This is a genomic window from Roseateles sp. T103, from assembly GCF_057219915.1.
The window spans coordinates 377,142-401,789 of the sequence record NZ_JBXVVS010000004.1; the positions used below are offsets into that span (position 1 = coordinate 377,142).

Consider the following 24,648-nt stretch of genomic DNA (forward strand, 5'->3'; position numbering starts at 1 on the left):
ATGGCCAGCCGCCATCCCCTGCCCTACGCCTTCGCCCGCGCGCAGCAGCTGCTGCTCGAGGACGACGGCAGCGAGCTGGTGCTCTGGGCCGCTGCCGACACCGCGCCTGCGGCGCTGGCCGAGCTGCAGCGCCTCTATGCGGTGGACCGCATGGAGCTCGAGACCAAGCCGCGTCTGGCCGAGCGCATCGGCAATGCCTATGCCGGCGGCGAATCGAGCGCGGCGACCGTGGTCGGCGAAGTGGAAAGCGCGGTGGATCTGTCGCGCCTGATGCAGGACCTGCCCGCCGTCGAAGACCTGCTCGAGGCGGCCGACGACGCACCCATCATCCGCATGCTCAACGCGCTGCTGACGCAGGCCGCCAAGGACGGCGCCAGCGACATCCACATCGAGCCCTTCGAGCGTGCCAGCTCGGTGCGCTTCCGCGTCGACGGCACGCTGCGCGAGGTGGTGCAGCCCAACCGCGCGCTGCATGCGGCGCTGATCTCGCGGCTGAAGATCATGGCCGAGCTGGACATCGCCGAGAAGCGCCTGCCGCAGGACGGCCGCATCTCGCTGCGCATCGGCAACCGCGCGATCGACGTGCGCGTCTCCACGCTGCCCTCGGCGCACGGCGAGCGCGCGGTGCTGCGCCTGCTCGACAAGAGCGAATCGAAGTTCACGCTCGAGGGCCTGGGCATGGACGGCCAGGTGCTGTCCGCCTTCAAGCGCCTGGTGCAGCAGCCGCACGGCATCGTGCTGGTTACCGGCCCGACCGGCTCGGGCAAGACCACCTCGCTGTATGCCTCGTTGCAGACGGTGGACACCAGCACCACCAATGTGCTGACCGTCGAGGACCCGATCGAGTACGAGCTGCCCGGCATCGGCCAGACCCAGGTCAACGCGAAGATCGACCTGACTTTCGCGAAGGCGCTGCGCGCGATCCTGCGCCAGGACCCGGACGTGATCATGATCGGCGAGATCCGCGACTACGAGACCGCGCAGATCGCCATCCAGGCCTCGCTGACCGGCCACCTGGTGCTGGCCACGCTGCACACCAACGACGCGCCCAGCGCGGTGACGCGACTCACCGACATGGGCATCGAGCCCTTCCTGCTCAGCTCCAGCCTGCTGGGCGTGCTGGCACAGCGCCTGGTGCGCAAGCTCTGCCCGGAGTGCAAACGGATGGACGGCGAGGGCCACTACCACCCGGCGGGCTGCCCGAGCTGTGGCCACACCGGCTACAAGGGCCGTACCGGCGTCTATGAACTGATGGTGGCCGACGACAAGGTGCGCGAGCTGATCCACAACCGTGCCGCCGAGGCCGAGCTGCATCAGGCGGCGACCGCGGCCGGCCTGCGCTCGATGCGCGAGGACGGCGCGCGCCTGGTGCGCGACGGCATCACCTCGGCCGAAGAAGTGCTGCGCGTCACGCGAGATTGAGATGCCAGCGTTCAAGTATCAGGCGCTGAATGCGGACGGTCGCCAGAGCCATGGCCTGATCGAGGCCGATAACGCCCGCGCGGCGCGCACGCAGCTGCGCAGCTCGGGCCTGGTGCCGCTGCAGGTCGTGCCGGTGGCGCAGCAGGAGCAGCAGGCCGGCAGCCCGACGCTGCGCTGGTCGCGCCGCGTGTTCAGCGCCACGACGCTGTCGGTGTGGACGCGCCAGCTCGCCGGCCTGGTGGGCTCGGGCCTGCCGATCGAGCGTGCGCTGTCGGCCCTGGCCGACGAAAGCGAGGACCAGCGCGTGGCCGAGCTGCTCGCCCAGCTCAAGGCCGAGGTCAATGCCGGCTCGCCCTTCGCACGTGCGCTGGCCACCGCACCACGCGAGTTCGACGAGGTCTATCGCGCCGTGGTCGCGGCCGGCGAACAGAGCGGCGCTCTAGGCAAGGTGCTGGAGAGCCTGGCCGACGACCTCGAGGAACGCCAGGAGCTGCGTGCCAAGCTGGTCGGCGCGATGGCCTATCCGGCCATCGTCTCGCTGATCGCAGTGGCCATCGTGATCTTCCTCGTCACCTATGTGGTGCCGCAGATCGCCAGCGTGTTCACCGGCAGCAAGCGCGCGCTGCCCTTCCTCACCGTGATGATGCTGGCGATCAGCGACTTCGTCCGTGCCTGGGGCTGGGCGGTGCTGGTCGCGCTGGTGGGTGCGGGCGCCAGCCTGAGCTGGGCACTGCGCGGCGAGGCCTTCCGCCAACGCTTCGACGCCGCCTGGCTGAAGCTGCCGCTGCTGGGCCGGCTCTCGCGCGGCTACAACGCGGCGCGCTTCGCCGCAACGCTGGCGATGCTCGCGGGTGCCGGCGTGCCCATCCTGAAGGCGCTGCAGGCGGCGGCAGAGACGCTGTCGAACCATGCAATGCGCGCCGATGCGCTGGACGCGCTGGTGCAGGTGCGCGAAGGCGCGCCGCTGGGCGCAGCGCTGGCCGGCAAGAAACGCTTCCCGGGGCTGCTGGCCATGTTTGCCCGCCTGGGCGAGCAGACCGGCGCCTTGCCCGAGATGCTGGGCCGCGCTGCGCGTCAGCTGGGCACCGAGGTGCAGCGCCGCGCGATGGCCGCGGCAACGCTGCTGGAGCCGCTGCTAATCGTCGCAATGGGCGGCGTGGTGATGCTGATCGTGCTCGCGGTGCTGCTGCCCATCATCCAGCTCAATACCTGGGTGAAGTGAGCGGCGGCAAGCCGACGACCGTGCGGTAGCACGGCGAGGCGAGCCCACGACGTGATGCGTTCGAAGGCGAAGCCGTATCAGGCGTTCATCGCATCGGAAACGGTCGTGTAGGCCATGAACCAGGCGTCTTCGGTGGCGGTATCGGCCGCGTCGCCGAGCACCTCGCCCAGCGTCTGCACCAGCGCTTCGCCGACCAGGCCGTAGTCCTCGAACACCACGCCATAGCCGCGATGGCGCTGGCCCATGTCGCGCAGCGCCGGACGCAGCTGGTCGAAGCGCTCCAGGCTGTAGACGACCAGCTTCAGCGCTGCGAAGAGCTTGCCCTTCTGTGCACGCAGATCACTGGGGAACAGGCTGCGCGCATCGGGCGCGATCTCGAACAGGCGCTCGTAGAAGCGGTCGACGAATTCGTGCTCCTGCTTCTCGACAAGCGCGAAGGAATTGCGGATGAGCTGGACTTGTTGCGGAGTCATGAAGTACGGGGTGTGGCTGAGGGTTGATGACCCCAGGCACTTTCATCGCCCCTTGTTTCAGCCCGCCTTCATGCAGCGCGTCACGGCGTTTCATTTGTAGCCCGCCAGTCGGCGCAACGCGAAATTCTGCGCAGCCGTGAATGAGTTGGGCAATTGCGGGCTTTCTCGCAGTCGCAAGCAGCTCGGCATTTGCTTGAATGAAGGCGACGCCGCTGCAGCTGGCGGCGCCGGGAGTTGCATATGAGTGACAAGCCTCACAGCCATGCCCTCGCCTGCCTGGGCCCACGCATCCCGATCGCGCAGATGCGCAGCGTGTTCAGCGTCGCCGAGGTCGAGCACAAGCTCGCCAAGCTGCCGCAGCAGCCCGACCACGAGGCGCTGCGCAGCACCTACCGGCGCATGCTCGACAAGGGGCCGCAGCGCTTCCAGGTCAAGCCCTCCGGGCTGCCGGCGATGGACGCGCTCTACGACGAACTGCCCAACTTCCACGAGGTGCTCGACGACGTGCGCCGCCAGCTCGCGCTGTGCACCGACAGCGGCGACGCGCTGGAGATCACGCCGCTCTTGCTGCTTGGCCCGCCGGGCGTGGGCAAGACGCACTTCGCCCGCCAGCTCGCCGCGCTGCTGGGCACCGGCATGGGCTTCATCTCGATGAGCTCGCTGACCGCCGGCTGGGTGCTCTCCGGTGCGTCCAGCCAGTGGCGCGGCGCGCGCCCGGGCAAGGTCTTCGAGGCGCTGGTCGACGGCGACTATGCCAACCCGGTGATGGTGGTCGACGAGATCGACAAGGCCGGCGGCGAGGCCAGCTACGACCCGCTGGGTTCGCTCTACAGCCTGCTGGAGCACGACACCGCCGGCGCCTTCACCGACGAGTTCGCCGAGGTGGCGGTGGACGCCAGCCAGATGATCTGGGTGGCCACCGCCAATGACGCCGGGGCAATACCTGACCCCATCCTCAACCGCGTCAATGTCTATGAGATCGAGGCGCCCGATGCGGCCGCGGCGCGACGCATCGCGCTGCGGCTCTACCAGGGCATACGCGCGCAGCACGACTGGGGCCGGCAGTTCGACGAGGAGCCGTCCGACGCGGTGCTGGAGCGCATGGCCGAGCTGGCGCCACGCGAGATGCGGCGCGCCTGGATGACGGCCTTCGGCAATGCCAAGCTGGCGCGACGCGGCAGCATCCTTTGCGAGGATCTGCCGGAGCCGGGCCGCAGGCGCAGCAGCATCGGCTTCGTTCAGTAGCGCGACAGTCACTGCGCGGCTTCACTATCATCGCCGCATGCCTGCCACCCTGGACGACCAGCTGGTCGTCGCCATCTCATCGCGCGCGCTCTTCGATTTCGAGGAAGAGAACGAGCTCTTCGAAGCCGGCGACGACCGCGCCTACATGGCGCTGCAGCAGCAGCGCCTGGACGTGCCGGCCAAGCCCGGCGTGGCCTTCTCGCTGGTGACCAAGCTGCTGGGCTTCAATACCGAGGCGCAGCAGCGCGTCGAGGTGGTCGTGCTGTCGCGCAACGACCCGATCTCGGGCATGCGCGTGTTCCGCTCGGCCCAGCACTACGGCCTAGCCATCCAGCGCGGCGTGTTCACCCGCGGGCAGAACCCCTGGCGCTATCTGCGCCCGCTGCAGGCCGAGCTGTTCCTCTCCGCCAACGACGAGGATGTGCGCTCGGCACTGGCTGCCGGCGTGGCCGCGGCGCGCGTCTATCCGCAATCGGCGCGCGCCTCCAGCGAGCATCCCTTCGAGCTGCGCATCGCCTTCGACGGCGATGCGGTGCTGTTCTCCGACGAGGCCGAACGCGTCTTCCAGCAGCAGGGGCTGGACGCCTTCCAGGCCCATGAGCGCGAGCGCGTGCACCTGCCGCTGCCGCCGGGACCGTTCAAGCCGGTACTGACCGCGCTGCAGCAGCTGCAGCGCGAGCCCGGCCGCACGATGCGCGTGCGTACCGCGTTGGTGACGGCGCGCAGCGCACCGGCGCACGAGCGCGCGATCCGCACGCTGATGAGCTGGAATGTCGAGGTCGACGAAGCGATGTTCCTCGGCGGCCTGGCCAAGGGCGAGTTCCTGCGCGAGTTCGAGCCGGACTTCTTCTTCGACGACCAGCTCGGCCATATCCACAGCGCGGCGGCCCATGTCCCCTCGGGCCATGTCAGCACCGGCGTGACGAACGGGCCGGTGTCCCGCTAACGGGCAGAATGCGCCCCGGGCCACGAGCCCGCCGCGCGGCTTGCTTGCGCCGTGCGACTCGACCGGAGACGCTTTGATGATCACCCCCCCGTTCGCCCAGGCCGCCTGGGCGCTTGCGCTTTGTGCGTTGCCCGCACTCGCCGCAGCAAGCCAGGCCGGCTTCTACCGCCAGCCCGCGATCAAGGGCCAGCAGGCCGTGTTTGCGGCCGAGGGCGACCTCTGGCGCGTCGGCCTGTCCGGCGGCGAGGCCACGCGCCTGACCACCCATCCCGGTGCCGAAGCCTGGCCGGCGATTTCGGCCGACGGCCAGTGGCTGGCCTTCACCGCGCAATACGACGGCGGCACCGAGCTCTACCTGATGCCCATCGCCGGCGGCGTGCCCAAGCGCCTGAGCTGGGAAGGCGGCGGCATGCGCGTCTGGGGCTTCAGCAGCGCCGGCGAAGTGATCTACAGCAGCCTGGAGGCACTGCCCGGCGGCCAGCTGTTCGCCATCGATCCCAAGACCATGACCCGGCGCGCCCTGCCGGTGGCCCAGGCCAGCGATGGCGCGCTCAGCGCCGACGGCAAAACGCTGTACTTCACCCGCAACGGCCTGAGCGGCGACAACGCGCGGCAGTACCGCGGCGGCGCCATCTCGCGCCTCTGGGCGCTCGATCTCAGCAGCCAGGCCGAGGCCCGCCCGCTGCTGGCGGAAGGCAATAACGACCACCGGCCCATGCCCTACCGCAGCGCTGGCGGCGAACGCGTCGCCTTCCTGTCGGACCGCGATGGCAGCGTCAACCTCTGGTCGGTCGACAGCCGGGGTCAGGACTTGCGTCAGCACAGCCGGCACAAGGGCTGGGATATCCGCCATGCCTCGCTGGACGGACAGCGCGTGGTCTATGCGCTGGGCGCCGATCTCTACACGCTGGATCTCGCCACTGCCGGCGACAGCCCTCGCAAGCTCGACATCCGCCTGGGGGGCGACTTCGACCAGCAGCGCGAGCGCTGGATCAAGAAGCCGCAGGACTTTCTGACCGACACCGCCTTCGCGCCGAATGGCGAGCGCGTGCTGCTGGGCAGCCGCGGCCGCCTGGCCACGCAGGGCGTGGGCACTCTGCGCCGCGCCGAATTGCCGCAGCCAGCCGACGGCCGCTGCAAGCAGGCCGATTTCAGCGCGGACAGCAAGCAGGTCTTCGCCATCTGCGATTTCAGCGGTGAGCAGGAAATCTGGCGCTTCGCAGCCAACGGCCTGAGCCAGCCGGAACAGATCACCCAGGACGGCCAGTCGCAGCGCCTGTCGCTGCTGCCCTCGCCCGACGGCCGCTGGCTGGCGCATGGCGACAAGGAAGGCCGGCTGTTCCTGACCGACCTGCGCGCCAGCCCCAAGCCCAGCACGCGCCAGATTGCGCAGGACAAGCTGGCCGCTGACATCAGCAGCCTGAGCTGGGCCCCCGACAGCCGGCATCTGGCCTGGACGCAGCCGATGCGCAACAGCAACCGCAGCCAGATCGTGCTCTACAGCCTGGCCGAGGACAAGGTGCTGCCCGCGCTGACCAGCGACCGCTACGACAGCGACTCGCCTGCCTTCAGCCCCGACGGCCGCTGGCTCTATTTCATCTCGAACCGGAACTTCGTCGTTTCAGGCCGCAGCGGTCCCTGGGGTGACCGCAATATGGGGCCCTACTTCGACCGCCGCGGCCAGCTGTTTGCGCTGGCATTGCAGCCCGGCCAGCGCTTCCCCTTCGCCGCCAAGAGCGAGCTGGACATGCCCGAAGCCAAGCCGGACACCAAGCCCGAGGCCAAGGCCGAGCCCAAGGTGGAAGCCAAGCCTGATGCGACGAAGAGCACGGCGAAAGCCGAGCCCAAGGTCGACAGCAGACCCGCCCTCGTTCAGGCCGGCCTTGCCGGACGCCTGTATCAGGTGCCGCTTGCGGCCGGCAACTACAGCGCGCTGCGCACCGATGGCAAACGCCTGTGGTGGCTGGAGCTCGATCAGGACCGCAAGACCAGCCTCAAGACCCTGGCCATCGACAACCAGGGCGGCAACGCCGAAACCGTGTCCGGCGATGTGCGCAGCTACGAGCTCAGCGCCGACGGCAAGAAGCTGATGCTGGTGCGGGGCGGCAATGCCGGCGCGGCACCGGAGATCCTGATCGTCGATGCAGCGCCCAAGCTGCCGGCCGAGCTGCCGAAGTTCCAGGTGCGCTGGAGCGATTGGCAGATCGCCACCCAGCCGCGCGCCGAATGGCGCCAGATGTTCATCGATGCCTGGCGCATGCAGCGCGATCACTTCTACGACAAGGCCATGCATGGCGTGGACTGGCAGGCGGTGCGGGCCAAGTACGAGCCGCTGGTGGAGCGCGTCAGCAGCCGTGCCGACCTGGCCGAGCTGATGGCGCAGATGGTCAGTGAACTCGGCGCACTGCACAGCCAGATCGGTGCGGGCGATGTGCGCAGCGGCCCCGAGGAGCCCGGCCTGGCCGGCCTGGGCGCGCGCTTCAGCCGCGTGGCCGAGGGCTGGCGCATCGAGCAGATCTATGCCAGCGATCCGGAACTCCCGTCTGAAGCCTCGCCGCTGGCGGCGGCCGGCCTGGAGCTGAAGGCTGGGGATGTGGTCACTGCCGTCAACGGCCGCCGCGCCGCCGAGGTGCCGCACCTGGCCGAACTGCTGCGTGGCCAGGCGGGCAAGCAGGTGCTGCTGGAGTTGCGCAGCGCCGAGGGCAAGACGCTGCAGCGCATCGTCACGCCCGTGCCCCAGAGGCGGGACGCGCAGCTGCGCTACAACGACTGGCGCCAGTCGCGTGCCCGCGCCGTGCAGGAAGCCAGCGGCGGGCGCATCGGCTATATGCATCTGCGTGCGATGGGCCCGGACGATATCGCCGACTTCGCGCGCGAGTTCTACGCGCAGATCGACCGCGAGGGCCTGATCATCGATGTGCGCTTCAACGGCGGCGGCAATATCGACAGCTGGGTGCTGGAGAAGCTGCTGCGCCGCGCCTGGGCCTTCTGGCAGCGCCGCTCACCCGAAGGCGCGCCGCCCTATGCCAATATGCAGCAGGCCTTCCGCGGCCATCTGGCGGTGCTGATCAACGAGAACACCTACTCCGACGGCGAGACCTTTGCCGAGGGCTTCAAGCGCCTGGGCCTGGGACCGACCATCGGCCGCCAGACCTCGGGCGCAGGCGTCTGGCTGTCGGACCGCAACCGCTTGATGGACAACGGCATCATGCGTGCCGCCGAGACCGGACAGATCGATCACCAGGGCCGCTTCCTGATCGAAGGCGTGGGCGTCAAGCCGGACATCGAGGTGGACAACCCGCCGCGTGCCAGCTTCATGGGCGCCGACGCGCAGCTGGAGGCCGCAATCGCCCATCTGCGCCGCGCCATGGCCGAGCGGCCGCTACAGACGCCACAGCCCGGCGCCTATCCGCGGCCGGTCACGCCCTGAAACTGCCCAGTTCCTGGGCCGCAAGAAAAACGGGAGGCCAAGGCCTCCCGTTTGTCTTTCAGTGCCAGCGTGGCGTCAGCTCAGGCTCACGCGCGCGAACTTGCGCTTGCCGACCTGAAGCACAAACTGGCCGGCCTCGACCTTCAGACCCTTGTCGCTGATGACGGCGCCATCGATCTTCACGCCGCCCTGCTCGATCATGCGCATCGCCTCGCTGCTGGAGGGCACCAGTCCCGCCGCCTTCAGCAGGGCACCGATGGTCAGCGGCGCGCCCGACAGCGTCACTTCAGGGATGTCGTCGGGGATGCCGCCCTTGGCGCGGTTGTTGAAGTCGGCCTCGGCGCTATCGGCCGCCGCCGCGCCATGGAAGCGCGCGGTGATCTCCTTGGCCAGCATCACCTTGGCGTCCTTCGGGTTGCGGCCGCCCTCAACGTCCTTCTTCAGCGCGGCGATCTCGGCGATGGACTTGAAGCTCAGCAGTTCGAACCACTTCCACATCTGCACGTCGCTGATCGACAGGATCTTGGCGAACATGGTGTTGGCCGGCTCGGTGATGCCGACGTAGTTGTTCTTGGACTTGGACATCTTGTCCACGCCGTCCAGGCCCTCGAGCAGCGGCATGGTCAGGATGCACTGCGGCTCCTGGCCGTACTCCTGCTGCAGGTGGCGGCCCATCAGCAGGTTGAACTTCTGGTCGGTGCCGCCCAGTTCCAGGTCGCTCTTCAGCGCCACCGAGTCGTAGCCCTGCATCAGCGGGTAGAGGAACTCGTGCACCGAGATCGGCGTATGGCTCTGGAAGCGCTTGGTGAAGTCGTCGCGCTCCAGCATGCGCGCCACCGTGTACTTGGCGGCCAGCTGGATCATGCCGCGCGCGCCCAGCGGGTCGCTCCACTCGCTGTTGTAGCGGATCTCGGTCTTGGCCGGGTCCAGCACCAGGCTGGCCTGGCGGTAGTAGGTCTCGGCATTGGCCTTGATCTGCTCGTGCGTCAGCGGCGGGCGCGTCGCATTGCGGCCCGAGGGGTCGCCGATCATCGAGGTGAAGTCGCCGATCAGGAAGATCACCTGGTGGCCCAGGTCCTGCAGCTGGCGCATCTTGTTGAGCACCACCGTGTGGCCCAGGTGGATGTCCGGCGCGGTCGGGTCCAGGCCCAGTTTGATGCGCAGCGGCGTGCCGGTGGCCTCGGAGCGTGCCAGCTTGGCCAGCCAGTCGGCCTCGGGCAGCAGTTCGTCGCAGCCGCGCTGGGTGATCGCCAGCGCCTCGCGCACCCGGTCCGTGATCGGATGGGCCGGCGCAGCGGACGGGACGGAGGAAGTTCGCGATTCGGACATGGATGCGCAGCTCTGACCCTGCCGCTTACACGCAAGGCCTTGATTTATCGGGTTTTCTAGGCGTTGACCGAGCGATCGCCCCGGTATACTCGCGCCTGCCTTTCAGCCTTGCCGCCCTCGCGGACGGGGCTGTGGCACAGGATTCTAGTGGACGCCCTGCTGCGCCCACGCCGCGCGGGCCAGGCCTCTGGGCCGGCATAGCTAGAACAATCCAAGACCCGGGCTTCCTCAAGCGTGACTCACTGGAAAGCAGAACTGAACAAGGCATTGGCTGCTGTAGCGGGCACCGTGTCGCGTCATCCGCGTGCGCTGACCGGCAGCGTCGTCGGCGTGCTCGGCGGCTTCGCTGTGGCCGCCTTCGGTGTCGCGCCCTTTGCCCCTGATGCGCAGGACCTGCCCCGCTACACGATCAGCGAGCCTGTCGCCCTGCAAGGTCTGGAGGAGCAACTCGAGGCACTGGCTGATCACTCGCTGCAATTGATCCGCAATGACCAGACGCGCAGCAGCGACACGGCCGACAGCCTGCTCAAGCGCATGGGCGCCTTCGATAGCGCAGCCGCGCAGTTCCTGCGCGAGGATGCGCTGGCCCGGCGCGTGCTCCAGGGTCGTCCGGGCAAGCTGGTCCAGCTCAGTGCCGATGCTTCCGGTCGCGTCGGCTCTATCGTCGTGCGCTACCCGGCAGAACAGGCCGAGCAGCAGAGCACCCATTTCAGCCGCCTGTCCATCAAGCGCGATGCGGCGGGCAAGTTCAGCGCCAAGCTGGAAACCGCGCCGTTGACCCCCCAGGTACTGCTGGGCAGCGGCAGCATCCAGACCTCGCTTTTCGCCGCGACCGACGAGGCGAAGATTCCTGACGCCGTCGCTTCGCAGATGGCGGACATCTTCAGTGGCGATATCGACTTCCACCGTGAGCTGCGCAAGGGCGACCGCTTCTCGGTAGTTTTCGAGACCATGACGGCTGATGGCGAACCCGCGACCTGGAGCCAGTCCAGCGGTCGCGTGGTCGCAGCCGAGTTCGTGAACAACGGGCGCACCCACACGGCCGTCTGGTTCAGGGAAGCCAGCGGCAAGGGTGGCTACTACGGCTTCGACGGACAGAACAAGCGTCGTGCCTTCCTTGCCAGCCCGATGGAGTTCTCACGGGTGACCTCGGGGTTCGCGATGCGCTTCCACCCGATCCTGCAGCGTTGGCAGGCCCATATGGGGGTGGACTACGGGGCGCCGACCGGCACTCCCGTGCGCAGCGTCGGCGACGGCACGGTCGAGTTCGCCGGCTGGCAGAACGGCTTCGGCAATGTGATCTACATCCGGCATGCCGGTGAGCGCCAGACCGTTTATGCGCATCTCAGCCGCATTGACGTGAAGAAGGGGCAGCGCATCGACCAGGGGCAGCGCATCGGCGCAGTGGGCGCCACCGGTTGGGCGACCGGCCCGCATCTTCATTTCGAGTTCAGGGTCAAGGGCCGCCATCAAGACCCGCGCATCATCGCGCGTGCCTCCGAGGCCATCCCGCTGCCCGCCGCAGCCAAAGGCCAGTTCATGCAGACCGTGGCCAGCGTGAAGAGCCAGCTGGCGGTTGCCGAGTCCATCGGCAGCGGTGTCAGCGGCGCCGATTGAGCCTCGACGATCCAGGTCTAGCGGGCGTGTCAGCCCTTTACATCGGCCTGATGTCCGGCACCTCGCTGGACGGCGTGGATGCTGTGCTTGCCCGCTTCCCGGGCGTGCAGGGTCCGCTTGATGTCCTCGCTCACCAGCATCAAGCCTTCGACGCACCTCTGCGCGCGGAACTGCTGGCCCTCAACAGCCCAGGATCCGACGAGTTGCACAGGGCAGCGCTGGCAGGCAATGCCATCGCGGCCGCCTATGCCGACGCGGTGGCCGCCCTGCTGGACAGGTCTGGTGTCCGCGCATCAGAAGTTCGCGCACTCGGGGCGCATGGCCAGACCGTGCGCCATCGGCCCGGCATGTTCGACGGCCATGGCTACACCGTGCAGCTGCTCAACGGCGCCTTGCTCGCCGAGTTGAGCAGCGTCGCGGTGGTCTGCGACCTGCGCAGCCGAGATGTCGCCGCCGGCGGGCAAGGTGCACCACTGGTACCCGCCTTTCATGCCGCACTCTTCGGCTGCAAGGACCACGATGTCGCCGTACTCAACATCGGCGGCATCAGCAACGTCAGCCTGCTCTATGGCGACGGACGGGTTGGCGGCTTCGACTGCGGCCCCGGCAACTGCCTGCTTGACCTGTGGGTACAGCGCCACCTGGGTCAGGCCTATGACGCTGATGGCGCGTGGGCAGCCAGCGGCAAGCCACTGCCAGACCTGCTGGCATCCATGCTCGATGAACCCTTCTTCCGGCTCGCGCCGCCACGCAGCACCGGTCGCGATCTGTTCAACCTGGAGTGGCTTGAGCAGCACCTGGCTCTTCATGGCCGCGACACAGCCCCGGCCGACGTCCAGGCCACGCTGACGGAGCTCACGGCACGCTGCATCACCGACAGTCTGGCCCGCCACGGCAACAGCTGCGAGGAGCTGCTGGTCTGCGGCGGCGGTGCCCTCAACGGCTTCCTGATGGAGCGGCTCAGAGCACTACAGCCCCACACGGCCTTGCGCTCGACACAGACGCGCGGCTTGCCGCCTTTACAGGTGGAGGCGGCGGCTTTTGCCTGGCTCGCACAGCGGCACTGTGAACGTCTGAGCGGCAATCTGCCCGCCGTCACCGGCGCAAGCGGGCTGCGCGTCCTAGGCGCCTATCACCCGGCATGAGACAGGCATGAAAAAAGCCGCCTCAAGGGCGGCTTACATTCGAAGCGACGGGGCCGCGCTCAGACCGAGAAGCTCGAACCGCAACCGCAGGTGGTCGTCGCGTTCGGATTCTTGATGACGAACTGCGCGCCTTGCAGGTCTTCCTTGTAGTCGATCTCGGCGCCAACCAGGTACTGCAGGCTCATCGCGTCAATCAGCAGCGTGACGCCGTTCTTGTTCATCTGCGTGTCGTCCTCGTTGACGACCTCGTCGAAGGTGAAGCCGTACTGGAAACCCGAGCAACCGCCACCCTGCACGAAGACGCGCAGCTTCAACTCCGGATTGCCTTCCTCGGCAACCAGATCACGCACCTTTTCTGCCGCGCTGTCGGTGAAGATCAGCGGCGCGGGCATCTCGGTCTGGCCGGCGGTGTTTTCAAGAACTGCGCTCATGGGGGAATCCTCTGGTGATCTAGGCGTTACGGCAGCTCGGATTATCTCCTGGCTACGCGCTCAAGTATTGGGGCAAATGATCGCATCGCAAGCCTTGCCCTTGCCAGTCGACGGGCTTTGCGTCGTGCAGGCCGCATGCCGCAGAAACGACAAGGCCGCCTCGCGGGCGGCCTTGTTGCCAAGCGCCGCCAAAGAGGCGGCGCCAGATCGGCGATCAGCGCTTGCTGAACTGCTTGCGGCGACGAGCGCCGTGCAGACCGACCTTCTTACGCTCCACTTCACGCGCGTCACGCGTGACGAAGCCAGCGCGGCTCAGTTCGGGCTTCAGCGTTGCGTCGTAGTCGATCAGCGCGCGGGTGATACCGTGGCGCACAGCACCGGCTTGACCCGACTCGCCACCACCATGGACGTTGACCTTGATGTCAAAGGCTTCGCCATTGTTGGTCAGCAGCAAGGGCTGCTTGGCGATCATGATCGAGGTCTGACGGCCGAAGTACTGCTCGACCGGCTTGCCGTTGATGATGATCTGGCCCGTGCCCTTCTTGATGAAGACGCGAGCGACCGACGACTTGCGGCGGCCGGTACCGTAGTTCCAGTTTCCGATCATTGCCGCTCCTTAGATTTCCAGCACCTTGGGCTGCTGAGCGGCGTGCGGGTGGGAACCACCAGCGTAGACCTTCAGCTTCTTCACCATGGCATAGCCCAGCGGACCCTTGGGCAGCATGCCCTTGACGGCCTTCTCCAGGGCGCGCCCCGGATGCTTGGCTTGCATGTCCTTGAACTTCGTGGCGTAGATGCCGCCGGGGAAGCCCGAGTGACGGTAGTACACCTTGTCAGTGGCCTTGTTGCCAGTGACGCGCAGCTTGTCTGCGTTGATGACGACGATGAAGTCGCCGGTGTCGACGTGAGGCGTGTAGATGGCCTTGTGCTTGCCGCGCAAACGGAGTGCCACTTCGCTGGCAACACGTCCGAGCACCTTGTCGGTGGCGTCAATCACAAACCACTCGTGCGTCACTTCGGCCGGCTTGGCGCTGAAGGTCTTCATGAGTTTCTTTCGTTCACCCTGCCACCAAACATGGCCGCAGGGCGGATTGCATGACTGTCCATGGTCCCGGAACGCCTCTCGTTCGGTGTCGCTTATGAAGGGCGACCTCTCACGCCAGGCGAACCAAGCTCTTCCCCCAGTCATTCAAAGGGAAGCTTTGCAGTCTAACAGATTGCACATGGATCCACAAAGGGCCAACTATCACCGCTGAGGTCTGCCCGGTGCGGCGCGGGACAAGCTAGGATAAGTGGAACTACCTACACGCCATGAGCAATTTCCCACCCTCCGACGCAGACAAGGCCGCCAAGCCGGATGCTGGCACCCACGATGCCACATCCTGGAACCCGGTATCCGCGCTGCGCCGCAGCTGGGCCTCCTGGGTGCCCATCCGTTCGCTGTCGCGACGCCACCGGCAGCGCATACGCCTCCATCTCCTGGCCTTGAGCGACCGGGACCGCTACCTTCGCTTTGGCTACCCGGCCACTGACGAGCAGATCAGCCGCTACGCATTGAGTCTCGATTTCGAGCGCGATGAGGTGTTGGGCATCTTCAACCGCCGACTTGAACTGGTCGCGATGGCGCATCTGGCCTATTCGCCGGCACCACAAATCCCCGGCCGTGCGGCAATGGCGGAATTCGGTGTATCTGTCTCGGCCAAGGCGCGCGGACGGGGTTTCGGCGCCCGCCTTTTTGATCATGCCGCATTGCATGCGCGCAACCGTGGCATCGACACCATGTTCATCCACGCGCTCAGCGAGAACGGGCCCATGCTGGCAATCGCACGTAAGGCCGGGGCGATCGTCGAGCGCGACGGCAGTGAGTCGGAAGCCTGGCTTCGCCTGCCACCCGATACCGTGGCTTCGCATGTCGACGAAGCGATCGAGCGTCACATTGGTGAGTTGGACTTCCAGTTCAAGCGGCATGTGAAGGCGCTGGGCAACTTCCTCGACGTGGTCGCGGAAGTGAAGTCGAAGTACGAAGACGGCGGACGTGCCGCCAAGGAATAGGCAGCCGGCTGCGCCGCGCCCGTAGGGCCTGCTTGCGCTCATCCCGCGACCCTGGGGGTATGCCCAGACGGTCGGAGCGCGAATTCCGTTACATTTCCTATTCAATACCAAAAGGCTAGCCGCCACCGGTGGCGCCAGGCTCTCGGGATGGCGAGGGAAATGCACGCACTTGTTCCATGGATCATCGCTCTGGTGGCCTGCACCCTGCTGCTGGTCGTTGGCGCGCTGTGGCTGTGGCGGCGCCCCCGGCAGACGAGCAAACCCTTGCCAAGCGACTGGGCGTTGAGTCCCCGGCCTGTCTTCAGCGCGGATGAGCGTCGCGTCTATCGCCTGCTGCGCGAAGCGCTGCCCCACCATGTGATCCTGTCCAAGCTGCCGCTGGTGCGCTTCTGCCAGCCGACCGAGGCCAAACAGGTGCGCTACTGGTTCGACCTGCTCGGGGCCATCCACGTCACCTTCGCGATCTGCAGCCCGAATGGCCGCGTGCTCGCCGCGATCGATCTGGACACTGAGCGGAACTCGTCTGGACGCAGCCTGCAGATCAAGCAGTCGGTGCTGGCCGCCTGCCGGGTGCGCTATCTGCGCTGCCCGATCGACAATCTACCCAGCGCGGCTGAGCTTCAGCTGCTCGTGCCCTACAGCAGCAGTGCCTCGCGGGGCCCTCAACCTGCCCCGCCGCAGGCTATGGTGCAGCGCCAGGCCCTCGCTGGGCGACCGATGAGACGCTCCGGTCGAGGGACGCTCTGGCAAGATTCGTCAGTGTTCCACGACTCGTTCTTCGCACCCGACCAGCGCTACGACAGCCTGGGCGCCGACGGCCCGATGTCTCGCACATCGGAGTTGAATTCCGGTTTCGGCCACAGCCGCCCGTTCGCCGAGCCGCTGGGCACCGAGTCGCAGTACCCCGACGAAGCGCCGAACGACATCGTCGGCGTGGTCGTCGACAGTCCGCGCTACGGCCGCCGCTAGTCGCTACACTGCGGCTGACCGCCTACGACGGCGCCTGACCTCGGGTCGGCGCCGTTTTGTTTTTCGCCGCAATCCCTTCAGCGATGAGCTCCCCACCTGACGCCAGCTTTGCCGGCCTGACGCCCGACTTTATGCTCGACGCGCTCGAGGCTGCCGGCCTGCGCTGCGATGGCTGCGTGCTGCAGCTCAACTCCTACGAGAACCGCGTGCTGCAGGTCCATCTGGACGATGGCCGCATCGCCGTGGCCAAGTTCTATCGCCCGCAACGCTGGAGCGACGCACAGATCCTCGAGGAGCATGCCTTCGCCAAGGAACTGGCCGAGGCCGAGGTGCCGGTGGCATCGCCCTGGGCGCTGGAGGCGCACAGCGCCACCCTGCATCTGCAGGGCACGCCGCCGACGCTGGCCCTGCTCGACGGCCAGCGCTTCGCGGTCACCGGCCGCCAGGGCGGTCGTGCCCCCGAACTGGAAGACCCCGAGGTGCTGCGCTGGATCGGCCGGCTGCTGGCGCGACTGCACGCCGTAGGCGCTCGCCAGGCTTTCACGCACCGCCTGAGCTGGGCCAGCGCGGCACCCGGTGAAGCAGCTCGCGACTGGCTGATCGCCAACGAGATCCTGCCGCCGGAGATCAGGCCAGCCTGGGACGACATCGCCAGGCGCAGCCTGGAGGCCGTAGCGACAGCCTTCGATGCGCTGCCGGACCTGCGCCTCACGCGCCTGCACGGCGACTGCCATCCCGGCAACATCCTCTGGACTCCCGACCATGGGCCACATTTCGTCGACCTCGACGATGCCGTCAACGGGCCTGCGGTGCAGGACCTGTGGATGCTGCTCGCCGGCGATGCCGAGACCGCGCAGCGCCAGCTCGGCGCCGTGCTCGAAGGCTACGAAACCGTGGCGGACTTCGATCGCCGCGAGTTGCGCCTGATCGAGCCGCTGCGCACGCTGCGCATGATCCACCACAGCGCCTGGCTGGCGCGGCGCTGGGGCGACCCGGCCTTTCCCCTGGCCTTCCCATGGTTCGGCACGCCGAACTACTGGAACGACCAAGTCGTCAAGCTGCGCGAGCAGTTCGAAGCGATGCGCACGGTCGACGACACGCCAGCGCGCTACGCCGAACCCGACGACGATTTCGAGTTCGACGCCGGATTCAGATAGGCCGCATCAGCGGCCTGGGTCGGTCTTCAGCCCAGCAGCATCGCGTTGATGCGCTTCACATAGGCCGCCGGGTCTTCGAGGTTGCCGCCCTCGGCCAGCACCGCCTGGTCGAACAGCACATGAGCCAGGTCCTCGAAGCGCTCGCTGCTCTCCAGCTTCTTCACCAGCGGGTGCTCGGCATTGACCTCCAGCGTCGGCAGCGAGACCGGCGCGCTCTGGCCAGCCTGCTTGAGCAGGCGCGCCAGATGGCCGCTCATATCGCCCTCGCCCACCACCAAGCAGGCCGGCGAATCCACCAGGCGCGTGGTCACGCGCACGTCCTTGGCGCGGTCCTTCAGCGCTTCCTTCAGGCGCTCCAGCACCGGCTTGAAGGCCTCGGCGGCCTCCTCGGCCTTCTTCTTTTCTTCCTCGTCCTGCAGCTTGCCCAGATCGACGGCACCCTTAGCCACCGACTGCAGCGGCTTGCCTTCAAATTCGTAGAGATGCGAGAGCATCCACTCGTCGACGCGGTCGACCAGCAGCAGCACCTCGATGCCCTTCTTGCGGAAGATCTCCAGCTGCGGGCTGTTCTTCGCGGCGGCCAGTGAGTCGGCGGTGATGTAGTAGATCGCCTCCTGACCGTCCTTCATGCGCTTCAAGTAGTCCGCGAAGGACACACCCTCGTCGGCCTCGGTGCTGGCAAAACGCAGCAGCTTGGCCAGGCGCTCCTGGTTCTGGTGGTCTTCGCCGATGCCCTCCTTGAGCACCTGGCCGAAGTCCTTCCAGAAGGCTGCGTACTTGTCGCGTTCGGCCTGATCCTCGCTGTCGGCCAGCGACTCCAGCATAGACAGCACGCGCTTGGTCGAACCCTCGCGGATCGCCTTCACGTCGCGGCTTTCCTGCAGCAGCTCACGCGACACGTTCAGCGGCAGGTCGGCCGAGTCGATCACGCCCTTCACAAAGCGCAGATACACCGGCATCAGCGCCTCGGCGTCGTCCATGATGAAGACACGCTTCACATAGAGCTTCACGCCGCCACGCTTGTCGCGGTTCCACAGGTCGAAGGGCGCCTTCTTGGGGATGTAGAGCAACTGCGTGTATTCGCTGCGGCCCTCGACTCGGTTGTGCGTGTAGGCCAGCGGCGCCTCGCTGTCGTAGGAGATCTGCTTGTAGAAATTCTCGTACTCGTCCTGCGTGACCTCGCTCTTGCTGCGTGTCCACAGCGCCGAGGCCTTGTTGACCGCCTCCCACTCGTCGGTGAGCTGCTGCTCGCCCTTCTCGGCGTCCCAGCTCTCCTTGCGCATCAGGATGGGCAGCGAGATGTGGTCGGAGTACTTGCTGATGATGGACTTCAGCCGCCAGGTCTTGAGGAACTCATCCTCGCCCTCGCGCAGATGCAGGATCACGTCGGTGCCGCGCCCCGGCTTGCTGATCGCCTCGACCTCGAAGTCGCCGGTGCCCTCGCTGCTCCAGCGCACGCCGGCATCGGCCGGCAGCCCGGCGCGACGCGATTCGACGGTGATGCGGTCGGCGACGATGAAGCCCGAGTAGAAGCCCACGCCGAACTGGCCGATCAGGTTGGCGTCCTTCTTCTGCTCGCCCTCGAGCTTGGCCATGAACTCGCGCGTGCCGCTCTTGGCGATGGTGCCCAGATGCGCCACCGCTTCGTCGGCGCTCATGCCGATGCCGTTGTCGCTGATGGTGACGGTGCGCTTCTCGGCATCGAAGGAGACGCGCACTTCCAGGTTCGGCTGATCCTCGAACAGCTCGGCCTTGTCCAGCGCCTCGAAGCGCAGCTTGTCGCAGGCGTCGGAGGCGTTGGAGACCAGCTCGCGCAGGAAGATCTCCTTGTTGGAATACAGCGAATGGGTGACCAGGTGCAGGATCTGCTTGACCTCGGCCTGGAAGGAATGGGTTTGCTTGGCCATGGCTGTGGTGTCGGGACTCGTGGTTTCCGCGTTAGATTGGGTTCTAGAAGCTGCCGGCGGGCAGGAAACGCAAACGCCGCCGGCGCCCCCGGAGGTGGGGGCTCGGCGGCGCCTTTCAAGAGGGCCTCAGTAGGAGACGCTGAGCTTGGGCACGTCCACCTTGACCAGTGCCTTGCTGAGCGCGCCGCTGGTCGCACGGGCATAGTCAAGTCCGAACGCCGGGTCGGCGAAGGCCGCCGGGCCCAGCGCGGCAGCCACCGCCAGGATCTTGTCGGCGATCAGCACCTTGCCCGAACCACGGATCGGCTCGCAGCCGTTCTTGACGAACTGCTCATCCAGCCAGCGCCGGGCGGCTTCGAAGCTCAAGACCTCGCCGTCATCGACGGCCAGATTGAACTCCTGCTCGGGACTGAACACGACCTTCACTTCGGTGCGCATCGACGGACTCCTCGTACGAGTGGACTGCCCTGCGATTGTGACTCAGCCGCGGGCGGCCTTGACCGCCTGGCTCAGCTCTTCCAACACCTCCAGCGAGTCGTCCCAGCCCAGGCAGGCATCGGTGATGCTCTTGCCATACTCGAGCTTGGCCGGATCGTCCTTGCCCGGGGAGAACTTCTGCGCGCCGTCGTGCAGATGGCTCTCGACCATCACGCCGAAGATGTGCTTGCTGCCGGCCTTGAGCTGGGCGGCAATGTCGCGCGCCACGTCCAGCTGGCGCTGGTGCTGCTTGCTGCTATTGGCATGCGAGCAGTCGATCATCAGTGTCGGGTCGAGCTTGGCTGCAGCCAGCTCCTTGCATGCGGCCGCGACACTCTCGGCATCGTAGTTGGGCGCCTTGCCGCCGCGCAGGATGACGTGGCAATCCTTGTTGCCCTTGGTCTCGACGATGGCGACCTGACCGTTCTTGTGCACCGAGAGGAAGTGGTGCGGCCGCGCCGCCGCCTGGATCGCATCGGTGGCGATCTTGATATTGCCGTCGGTGCCGTTCTTGAAGCCGATCGGCGCCGACAGGCCCGAGGCCAGCTCGCGGTGCACCTGGCTCTCGGTGGTGCGCGCACCGATTGCGCCCCAGGAGATCAAGTCGCCGATGTACTGCGGCGAAATCACGTCGAGAAACTCGCTGCCCGCCGGCATGCCCAGGCGGTTGATCTCCAGCAGCAGTTGACGCGCGATGCGCAGTCCTTCGTCGATGCGGTAGCTCTCGTCCAGATAGGGGTCGTTGATCAGGCCCTTCCAGCCCACCGTGGTGCGCGGCTTCTCGAAGTAGACGCGCATCACGATCTCCAGCGTGTCGGCGTACTTCTCGCGTTGCACCATCAGCCGGCGTGCGTACTCCAGCGCCGCGGCCGGATCATGGATCGAGCAGGGACCGATGATCACCAGCAGGCGGTCGTCCTTGCGCTGCATGATGTCGCGGATGCGGTGCCGGGTCTTGCTGATCAGGCCCTCCATCGGCGTGCCGCTGATCGGGAAGAAGCGGATCAGGTGCTCGGGCGGCGGCAGCGGCGTGATGTCGCGGATGCGCTGGTCGTCGGTCTGGCTGGTCTTGTCCTGCGGGGAGTACCAGCGTTCGGCCTGGTGCTGGGCGGTGGTCTTGGCGTTCATGGTGCGTGGTGCTGTGGGAATTCGTTGTCCGATCTGAGGCCCATTGCGCAGGGCGGCAAAAAAAAACCGCCGGGGTGTCCCGGCGGTTTCTTGAGATTCGCTGCGCTTTGGTCTTGCCTGCTTACGCGCTCGCCTCTCCTCCGCCGGTGCGGTGCGAGAACCAAAAGAAGGCAAAAAAGTAGGAATTGCCAATCGAGCGCATGGCTTTGAATGTAGCACGGGGGCCGCAGCCCCCGTCAATGCGTCTGTTGCAGCGCCGCAGCGCGGACAAGCCTTGCTCAGGCGGTGCCGCCGACGGTCAATCCGTCGATGCGCAGCGTCGGCTGACCCACGCCCACCGGCACGCTCTGGCCTTCCTTGCCGCACACGCCCACGCCCGTATCCAGGCGCATATCGTTGCCGATCATCGAGACGCGGGTCAGCGCATCAGGCCCGTTGCCGATGATGGTCGCGCCCTTGACCGGATACTGGATCTTGCCGTCTTCCACCCAGAAGGCTTCGCTGGCCGAGAAGACGAACTTGCCGGATGTGATATCCACCTGCCCGCCACCGAAGTTGCTGGCGTACAGCCCCTTCTTGATGCTGGCGATGATTTCCTGCGGGTCCTTGTCGCCACCGAGCATATAGGTGTTGGTCATGCGCGGCATCGGCACATGGGCATAGCTCTCGCGACGGCCGTTGCCGGTGGGCGCGACCTTCATCAGCCGCGCATTCATCGCATCCTGGATATAGCCCTTGAGGATGCCGTCCTCGATCAGCACATTGCGCTGCGAAGCGCAGCCCTCGTCGTCGATGTTCAGCGAGCCGCGACGATCCGGCAGCGTGCCGTCATCCAGCACCGTCACGCCCTTGGCGGCCACGCGTTGGCCGATGCGGCCGGCGAAGGTCGAAGAACCCTTGCGGTTGAAGTCGCCTTCCAGGCCATGCCCCACCGCCTCGTGCAGCAGAACGCCGGGCCAGCCCGGGCCCAGCACCACAGTCATCTCGCCGGCCGGGGCCGGACGCGACTCCAGATTGGTCAGCGCGGCCGAAGTCGCCTGCTCCACATAGCTGGCGATCATCTCGTCGCTGAAATAGGCCAGGCCGAAGCGCCCGCCGCCGCCGCCGCTACCCACCTCGCGGCGGCCGTTGCTCTCGGCGATCACCGTCACCGACAGCCGCACCAGCGGGCGCACGTCGGCCGCCAGCGTGCCGTCGGCACGCGCGACCAGCACCACCTCGTGCTCGGCAGCCAGGCCGGCCATCACCTGCACGATGCGCGGATCCTTGGCGCGCGCCATGCGCTCGGCGCGCTCGAGCAGCGCCACCTTCTCGGTGCTGTCCAGGCTGGCGATCGGATCGGCCTCGCCGTAAAGGCTGCGGCTGGCCGCCACCACGCTCTGCGCGGGCACCTTCACCCGCTTGCTCTGCCCTGCCGCGGCGATGGAGCGCACGGTGCGCGCCGCATCGAACAGCGCGGCCTCGGAGATGTCGTCCGAGTAGGCGAAGGCGGTCTTCTCGCCGGCCACCGCACGCACGCCCACGCCCTGGTCGATCGAGAAGCTGCCGCTCTTCACGATGCCTTCCTCCAGGCTCCAGCCCTCGGCGCGCGTGGTCTGAAAGTAGAGGTCGGCGTCATCGACGCGATGCTCGGTGATCAGCCGCAAGGCCTGGGCCAGCGTGGACTCGCTGAGGCCGAAGGGCTCCAGCAGATGGCTGCGGGCCGTCGCCAGACGGGCCAGGGTAGGTTCGACGGAGATCATGCGGCCGATTGTAGGAGTCGGCTCTATTCCTCGCCTGTGCCGGCTTTCAGCGCCAAGGCATGCTGGTAGAGGGCATTGCGCGGCGCACCGCTGAGCTCGGCGGACAGCGCCACCGCCTGCTTCAACGGCAGTTCGCGCAACAGCACGCGCAACAGGCGTTCGGTCTGCGGCTCCAGGGCTTCGTCGGGCGCCGATGCGGCAGGCGCCGCATGCAGCACCAGCACAAATTCTCCGCGCTCGCGCTGCGCATCGGCCGCCAGCCAGGCCGGCAATTGCGCCGCCGGCGCGGTGTGCACCGTCTCGAACTGCTTGGTGAGTTCGCGGCACAGGGTCAGGTCCTGCGTGGGCGCCAGCTCAGCCAGCAAGGCCACCAGATCCTTGATGCGGTGCGGCGCCTCGAACAGCACCACGCTATGCACCTGACCCACCAGGGCCTGTGCCGCGCTGCGCCGTTCGGCCGCCTTGGTCGGCAGGAAGCCGGCGAAGGCAAAGCCCTGTGCGCGCCAGTCTCCGGCGGCACTCAGCGCGGTCACCACACTGCTCGCACCGGGGATGGGCAGCACACGCAGGCCAGCCACCTGAGTCGCCGCGACGAGGGCCGCGCCAGGATCGGACACCGCCGGCGTGCCGGCATCGCTGACATAAGCCACACGCTCGCCCTGGCGCAGCCGGGCCAGCACCTGCTCGCTCGCCTCGCGTTCGTTGTGCTGGTGCAGCGCGATCAGCGGCTTGTGCAGCCCCAGATGACGCAGCAGGCCCGCGCTGACGCGCGTGTCCTCGCAGGCGATCGCGTCCACCAGGCCCAGCACGTGGATGGCACGCAGGCTGATGTCCGCCAGATTGCCGATGGGCGTGGCCACCACGTAGAGCGTGGCGGCGGGATACTGCTGGCCGCCGGCCGCGGCTGCGGCTGCGCTACTCAGCACGGAGGCGGGCATGTTGGACAAGCGGGAAGGCTCCACGACGAAGGCAAGCGGCGATCGGGCCGAAGACCGGGCGCTGCGCTACCTGCAGCAGCAGGGGCTGCGGCTGCTGGAGCGCAATTATCGGGTCGCGCGCGGGCCGCATGCGCGCGGCGGCGAAGTCGACCTGATCATGCGCGACCCGCGTGACGGCACGCTGGTCTTCATCGAAGTGCGGGCCCGTGCCAGTGCCAGCCATGGTGGTGCCGCGGCCAGCATAGGCGCCGCCAAGCAGCGTCGCATCGTCTTCGCCGCGCAGCACTACCTGCTTCGCCTCGCGTCGCCACCGCCCTGTCGCTTCGACGTCATGGCCCTGGATGGCGACAGCGTCGAATGGCTGCAGGCGGCATTCGCCACGGAATGACATCCGCGATTCGGGGTTAACCCGCTCGCTTATCATTCGCCCCCATGCTGGAGCAACGGATCCAACAACAATTCTTCGAGAGCGCCGATCTGCTCTATCAGTCTGCGGAAGGGCTGTCGCGCCCGCTCGCCGACGCGACACAGATGCTGGTCGACGGCATCACCGGCGGTGCGCGCGTGCTGTGTTGCGGCCTGGGTGCGGCGGCGCTCGATGCCCGCTACCTCGCGGCGCTGCTGGTCGGCGGTTTCGAGCGCGAGCGCCCTGGTCTGGCAGCCCTGGCGCTGGACCCGCAGGCCGGCGGGCCGGATGTGGCCGCCGCCCTGCAGCGACAGATCCAGACCCTGGGTCATCCGGGCGATCTGCTGCTGCTTATCGAGGCCCAGGCCTGCGACACACGGCATGCCGAACTGGTGGCGGCCGCGCACGCGCAGGAGATGAGTGTCATTGCCCTGACCGGCAGCCAGGACGAAGCCCTGCGTGGTCGCCTGCTCGATACCGATGTGCAGATCCGCGTGCCGCATTCGCGCCTGGGCCGCAGCGCCGAGGCACAGCGACTGCTTCTCCACTGCCTGTGCGACGCGATCGACGTACAACTGCTCGGCAGCAGCGACTGAGGTCGCCCACCGCCCC

The 24,648-nt window shown here is 67.2% G+C and carries 22 protein-coding genes; 12 read left to right on the forward strand and 10 right to left on the reverse strand.

Annotation, left to right across the window (positions count from 1 at the left end):
- Entirely contained in the window at positions 1-1,422 is a 1,422-nt protein-coding gene (gene gspE / locus AC2EBS_RS14240; protein ID WP_484729078.1) for a type II secretion system ATPase GspE, read from the forward strand.
- 1 nt (position 1,423) lies between these two features.
- A complete protein-coding gene (gene gspF, locus AC2EBS_RS14245) occupies positions 1,424-2,644 on the forward strand; it encodes a type II secretion system inner membrane protein GspF (protein WP_484729079.1) in 1,221 nt (406 codons plus the stop codon).
- A 77-nt stretch (positions 2,645-2,721) separates the two neighbouring features.
- On the opposite strand, the gene AC2EBS_RS14250 is transcribed toward gspF, so the two are convergent.
- Positions 2,722-3,117 carry a globin domain-containing protein gene (locus AC2EBS_RS14250; protein ID WP_484729080.1) on the reverse strand — a complete coding sequence of 132 codons (396 nt, stop codon included), beginning with the start codon at positions 3,115-3,117 and terminating at the stop codon, positions 2,722-2,724.
- Between the two features lie 240 nt (positions 3,118-3,357).
- Here AC2EBS_RS14250 and AC2EBS_RS14255 point away from each other — a divergent pair, with 240 nt between their 5' ends.
- From AC2EBS_RS14255 to AC2EBS_RS14265, 3 genes are all read left to right on the forward strand, one after another.
- On the forward strand, positions 3,358-4,362 hold the full coding sequence (locus AC2EBS_RS14255) for an AAA family ATPase (protein ID WP_484729081.1): 1,005 nt from the start codon (positions 3,358-3,360) through the stop codon (positions 4,360-4,362).
- A 37-nt stretch (positions 4,363-4,399) separates the two neighbouring features.
- Positions 4,400-5,308, forward strand: coding sequence for a 5'-nucleotidase (locus AC2EBS_RS14260; protein ID WP_484729082.1), 909 nt, complete (start codon positions 4,400-4,402; stop codon positions 5,306-5,308).
- Positions 5,309-5,384: 76 nt separating this feature from the next.
- A complete protein-coding gene (locus AC2EBS_RS14265; RefSeq protein ID WP_484729083.1) occupies positions 5,385-8,738 on the forward strand; it encodes a S41 family peptidase in 3,354 nt (1,117 codons plus the stop codon).
- 75 nt (positions 8,739-8,813) lie between these two features.
- Here the strand turns inward: AC2EBS_RS14265 and tyrS are convergent, their stop codons facing one another.
- Complete coding sequence (gene tyrS / locus AC2EBS_RS14270) at positions 8,814-10,067, reverse strand: tyrosine--tRNA ligase (protein ID WP_484729084.1); 1,254 nt, start codon at positions 10,065-10,067, stop codon at positions 8,814-8,816.
- A 267-nt stretch (positions 10,068-10,334) separates the two neighbouring features.
- On the opposite strand from tyrS, the gene AC2EBS_RS14275 reads away from it, so the two are divergent.
- On the forward strand, positions 10,335-11,684 hold the full coding sequence (locus AC2EBS_RS14275) for a peptidoglycan DD-metalloendopeptidase family protein (protein WP_484729085.1): 1,350 nt from the start codon (positions 10,335-10,337) through the stop codon (positions 11,682-11,684).
- The gene (locus AC2EBS_RS14280) at positions 11,681-12,829 is read left to right on the forward strand and encodes an anhydro-N-acetylmuramic acid kinase (RefSeq protein WP_484729086.1); all 1,149 of its coding nucleotides are present in this window, start codon (positions 11,681-11,683) and stop codon (positions 12,827-12,829) included. The genes AC2EBS_RS14275 and AC2EBS_RS14280 overlap by 4 nt, the downstream gene beginning before the upstream one ends.
- A gap of 59 nt (positions 12,830-12,888) precedes the next feature.
- On the opposite strand, the gene erpA is transcribed toward AC2EBS_RS14280, so the two are convergent.
- From erpA to rplM, 3 genes are all read right to left on the reverse strand, one after another.
- Positions 12,889-13,260, reverse strand: coding sequence for an iron-sulfur cluster insertion protein ErpA (gene erpA / locus AC2EBS_RS14285; RefSeq protein WP_484729087.1), 372 nt, complete (start codon positions 13,258-13,260; stop codon positions 12,889-12,891).
- Positions 13,261-13,474: 214 nt separating this feature from the next.
- Entirely contained in the window at positions 13,475-13,867 is a 393-nt protein-coding gene (gene rpsI, locus AC2EBS_RS14290) for a 30S ribosomal protein S9 (protein ID WP_484729088.1), read from the reverse strand.
- A gap of 9 nt (positions 13,868-13,876) precedes the next feature.
- Entirely contained in the window at positions 13,877-14,305 is a 429-nt protein-coding gene (gene rplM, locus AC2EBS_RS14295; RefSeq protein ID WP_484729089.1) for a 50S ribosomal protein L13, read from the reverse strand.
- Positions 14,306-14,571: 266 nt separating this feature from the next.
- On the opposite strand from rplM, the gene AC2EBS_RS14300 reads away from it, so the two are divergent.
- From AC2EBS_RS14300 to AC2EBS_RS14310, 3 genes are all read left to right on the forward strand, one after another.
- Positions 14,572-15,312: a GNAT family N-acetyltransferase gene (locus AC2EBS_RS14300; protein ID WP_484729090.1), complete on the forward strand. Its 741-nt coding sequence runs from the start codon at positions 14,572-14,574 to the stop codon at positions 15,310-15,312.
- Positions 15,313-15,471: 159 nt separating this feature from the next.
- The gene (locus tag AC2EBS_RS14305; RefSeq protein ID WP_484729091.1) at positions 15,472-16,281 is read left to right on the forward strand and encodes a DUF2726 domain-containing protein; all 810 of its coding nucleotides are present in this window, start codon (positions 15,472-15,474) and stop codon (positions 16,279-16,281) included.
- A gap of 83 nt (positions 16,282-16,364) precedes the next feature.
- Complete coding sequence (locus tag AC2EBS_RS14310; protein ID WP_484729092.1) at positions 16,365-17,438, forward strand: serine/threonine protein kinase; 1,074 nt, start codon at positions 16,365-16,367, stop codon at positions 17,436-17,438.
- A gap of 26 nt (positions 17,439-17,464) precedes the next feature.
- On the opposite strand, the gene htpG is transcribed toward AC2EBS_RS14310, so the two are convergent.
- The 5 genes from htpG to rsmI all read right to left on the reverse strand — a co-directional run bounded on the left by htpG (position 17,465) and on the right by rsmI (position 23,630).
- On the reverse strand, positions 17,465-19,345 hold the full coding sequence (htpG, locus tag AC2EBS_RS14315; protein ID WP_484729093.1) for a molecular chaperone HtpG: 1,881 nt from the start codon (positions 19,343-19,345) through the stop codon (positions 17,465-17,467).
- A gap of 126 nt (positions 19,346-19,471) precedes the next feature.
- A complete protein-coding gene (locus AC2EBS_RS14320; RefSeq protein WP_484729094.1) occupies positions 19,472-19,783 on the reverse strand; it encodes a hypothetical protein in 312 nt (103 codons plus the stop codon).
- A 42-nt stretch (positions 19,784-19,825) separates the two neighbouring features.
- A complete protein-coding gene (locus tag AC2EBS_RS14325) occupies positions 19,826-20,950 on the reverse strand; it encodes a 3-deoxy-7-phosphoheptulonate synthase (protein WP_484729095.1) in 1,125 nt (374 codons plus the stop codon).
- Positions 20,951-21,228: 278 nt separating this feature from the next.
- Positions 21,229-22,692: a metalloprotease TldD gene (gene tldD / locus AC2EBS_RS14330; RefSeq protein WP_484729096.1), complete on the reverse strand. Its 1,464-nt coding sequence runs from the start codon at positions 22,690-22,692 to the stop codon at positions 21,229-21,231.
- 23 nt (positions 22,693-22,715) lie between these two features.
- Positions 22,716-23,630 (reverse strand): 16S rRNA (cytidine(1402)-2'-O)-methyltransferase, encoded by a 915-nt coding sequence (gene rsmI, locus AC2EBS_RS14335; protein WP_484729149.1) that lies wholly within the window; start codon positions 23,628-23,630, stop codon positions 22,716-22,718.
- Here rsmI and AC2EBS_RS14340 point away from each other — a divergent pair.
- The gene (locus AC2EBS_RS14340) at positions 23,629-24,018 is read left to right on the forward strand and encodes a YraN family protein (RefSeq protein ID WP_484729097.1); all 390 of its coding nucleotides are present in this window, start codon (positions 23,629-23,631) and stop codon (positions 24,016-24,018) included. The genes rsmI and AC2EBS_RS14340 overlap by 2 nt on opposite strands.
- 44 nt (positions 24,019-24,062) lie before the next feature.
- Positions 24,063-24,632 carry an SIS domain-containing protein gene (locus tag AC2EBS_RS14345; RefSeq protein WP_484729098.1) on the forward strand — a complete coding sequence of 190 codons (570 nt, stop codon included), beginning with the start codon at positions 24,063-24,065 and terminating at the stop codon, positions 24,630-24,632.
- Positions 24,633-24,648 lie beyond the last annotated feature (16 nt).

Excerpts from the sequence above, each read along its gene's own strand:
- AC2EBS_RS14300 (WP_484729090.1), top strand. The coding sequence starts at position 14,572 with ATGAGCAATTTCCCACCCTCCGACGCAGACAAGGCCGCCAAGCCGGAT.
- AC2EBS_RS14320 (WP_484729094.1), bottom strand. The coding sequence starts at position 19,783 with ATGCGCACCGAAGTGAAGGTCGTGTTCAGTCCCGAGCAGGAGTTCAAT.
- htpG (WP_484729093.1), bottom strand. The coding sequence starts at position 19,345 with ATGGCCAAGCAAACCCATTCCTTCCAGGCCGAGGTCAAGCAGATCCTG.
- rsmI (WP_484729149.1), bottom strand. The coding sequence starts at position 23,630 with ATGCCCGCCTCCGTGCTGAGTAGCGCAGCCGCAGCCGCGGCCGGCGGC.
- tldD (WP_484729096.1), bottom strand. The coding sequence starts at position 22,692 with ATGATCTCCGTCGAACCTACCCTGGCCCGTCTGGCGACGGCCCGCAGC.
- AC2EBS_RS14340 (WP_484729097.1), top strand. The coding sequence starts at position 23,629 with ATGTTGGACAAGCGGGAAGGCTCCACGACGAAGGCAAGCGGCGATCGG.
- AC2EBS_RS14325 (WP_484729095.1), bottom strand. The coding sequence starts at position 20,950 with ATGAACGCCAAGACCACCGCCCAGCACCAGGCCGAACGCTGGTACTCC.
- AC2EBS_RS14260 (WP_484729082.1), top strand. The coding sequence starts at position 4,400 with ATGCCTGCCACCCTGGACGACCAGCTGGTCGTCGCCATCTCATCGCGC.
- gspE (WP_484729078.1), top strand. The coding sequence starts at position 1 with ATGGCCAGCCGCCATCCCCTGCCCTACGCCTTCGCCCGCGCGCAGCAG.
- gspF (WP_484729079.1), top strand. The coding sequence starts at position 1,424 with ATGCCAGCGTTCAAGTATCAGGCGCTGAATGCGGACGGTCGCCAGAGC.
- AC2EBS_RS14345 (WP_484729098.1), top strand. The coding sequence starts at position 24,063 with ATGCTGGAGCAACGGATCCAACAACAATTCTTCGAGAGCGCCGATCTG.
- tyrS (WP_484729084.1), bottom strand. The coding sequence starts at position 10,067 with ATGTCCGAATCGCGAACTTCCTCCGTCCCGTCCGCTGCGCCGGCCCAT.
- AC2EBS_RS14310 (WP_484729092.1), top strand. The coding sequence starts at position 16,365 with ATGAGCTCCCCACCTGACGCCAGCTTTGCCGGCCTGACGCCCGACTTT.
- rplM (WP_484729089.1), bottom strand. The coding sequence starts at position 14,305 with ATGAAGACCTTCAGCGCCAAGCCGGCCGAAGTGACGCACGAGTGGTTT.
- AC2EBS_RS14255 (WP_484729081.1), top strand. The coding sequence starts at position 3,358 with ATGAGTGACAAGCCTCACAGCCATGCCCTCGCCTGCCTGGGCCCACGC.
- AC2EBS_RS14265 (WP_484729083.1), top strand. The coding sequence starts at position 5,385 with ATGATCACCCCCCCGTTCGCCCAGGCCGCCTGGGCGCTTGCGCTTTGT.
- erpA (WP_484729087.1), bottom strand. The coding sequence starts at position 13,260 with ATGAGCGCAGTTCTTGAAAACACCGCCGGCCAGACCGAGATGCCCGCG.
- rpsI (WP_484729088.1), bottom strand. The coding sequence starts at position 13,867 with ATGATCGGAAACTGGAACTACGGTACCGGCCGCCGCAAGTCGTCGGTC.
- AC2EBS_RS14305 (WP_484729091.1), top strand. The coding sequence starts at position 15,472 with ATGCACGCACTTGTTCCATGGATCATCGCTCTGGTGGCCTGCACCCTG.
- AC2EBS_RS14250 (WP_484729080.1), bottom strand. The coding sequence starts at position 3,117 with ATGACTCCGCAACAAGTCCAGCTCATCCGCAATTCCTTCGCGCTTGTC.